Genomic DNA, 1988 nt, shown 5'->3' on the forward strand with positions numbered 1-1988 from the left:
TACTTGTAATCAGTAACTGCCGCACCGTCATTCAACTGCTGCGTAATCTGGGTGATGTGGTTGGCATAGTTGGTGTTGTACTTTGCCGTCACATGGTGGTAAATCGAGCCGTCACCGCCTGTCACCGTAACATCTATTGGAAGTCCGAAGATATGCTTCGCTGCATTGTCGGTATATTTGATAGCAGTCGCATAATCGAACTTGCCGTTTCCGTTCTCGCCAAGACTGCCCTTGTCGCTGTACTTGTAAGACTTCAACTCACCATGATAGCCATTGAGGTAGTACTCATTCCATGCCTCGGATGTAACCACACCGTTTGCCGCTCCCTCATACTGCAAGTTTGCCGTATAGCGGAGAGGTACGAATGCAGATGCACGGTCACTCCAAAGGTTCACGTCACGCTTTGCGAACGTGTACTTGTCACCGTCGGCAGTCAGATAGTAGCTGTCGTAACGGTTCTTTGTCTCGGTGTACTTGTTGCCGTTGGCATCCTCTACGGATGTGGCGGTAACATTGCCCTGCGTGTAGTAGTTGGCTACATCGTAGTTCTCAACAGCCTGTCTGTAAACAGAATTGCCTTTCTCCGTGTCAAGGTTCTTGGTGATGACCTCACCGAAACCGAGGAACTCACGTTCATGGCGGTCACGCTTGCCGTCCTTGTACTCAAAGGCGGTAGTCATGACAGGTCCATCGTCATGGATTCCGTCGTCAACGGTAAGGGCAGACATTACCCACTTGCCACCAGGAAGACCGTAGGTCGGAGTGGTGTGGGCATAGTCCAATGTGAAAGTTCCGCCCAAGGAATTGGTAACAGACTTCAACATATTGGTTCTGCCAATGGCTGAGCGTGTAACCTTCAACTCGCTTTCCTTCTCAGACTCAACGATGTCAAGATAACCATCACCATCCACATCCTGCAATGAATAGGTCGGACGGTTGATGCTGTGCGAGGTAGAAGCACCAGGATTGGTTGAAATCTTGATGCTTATGACAGGAATGTTGATGGTCAAAGTGAACGCTGCGTTTGCAGACTCTGATGTAGAGGCAGATTCACTAAGCGCATTCGCCCCCTTCCAACTGATAGGCTCGTCAAAGCCATTGCCTGTATTGAGGGCAACAGTGATACCGTCACCATTCTTCCATACCTTGTCAGGAAGACCGTCAGAATTGATGTCGATAAGATTATACTCCTCTTCGCTTTCAGAGGTTACGAGACCAAAGCCTGCGGAGAAACTACCAGAGGCCTTGTTTATATCCTTATACTTTTCATCTTGAAATTTACCCCAACCTGCCTCAGGAGTCTTACCACTTGCACCAATATTATAAGAAAGACTCTTACCGCCTTGAACACGGTCAAGTTCCCAATCTATAGGCTCAGTGAAAGCATAGCCAAGATTCAATCTTACCTTCTTATCGGAAAGAATCTTGTCAGGAAGTCCATCGCCATTAATATCAATGAACGATTCTACAGCTTCATCAGTATTCTTTGGCACACTGCCAGAAATGGAGAATTGGGCCAACCAAGCAGTCTGTTGGTTCAGTATTGATGCCTTTCCTCCAGATATTAAATAGGTAATATCAGAAGCCGAAGCAACAGGATTGCCACCATATCCCCATGCCTGTGAAGCATTGTCGGAGTTGCTGGAGCCGATGCCCTTATAGATTTCGCCGCTCAGTCCACCAAGAGAGTTGGTGTATTGAATCGTACCACCAGCGATGATGTCCGGGAAACCATCACCATTCATGTCCATCATGGTGACCTCTGTCTTGGCATTACCGCTCGCATCGTTGTGTGTGATACCAAGCGCACCGCCTTGCACTACCGTGCTCTTGCTGGACATCACTTGGCTTACTGCCGCAGCACCAGTACCTTGCAAATACTCACCTGCAAGTCCTGCTACCTCGGTATCGTTCTCCAACGGATTGGAGAGAAGAACATCCTGCTCGGTCAGTCGGGCTGTACTTGCCTCGGTTGCAGTAAGATAGAT

General features: G+C 48.6%; 1 protein-coding gene. It reads right to left on the minus strand.

The window, feature by feature from the left end:
• The coding region (locus DW917_RS16700) for a toxin TcdB middle/N-terminal domain-containing protein (protein WP_305000151.1) at positions 1-1988 on the minus strand (1988 nt) is incomplete at both ends.

The sequence above is a fragment of the Prevotella sp. AM42-24 genome (genome assembly GCF_003461825.1).
Taxonomy (GTDB): domain Bacteria; phylum Bacteroidota; class Bacteroidia; order Bacteroidales; family Bacteroidaceae; genus Prevotella; species Prevotella hominis.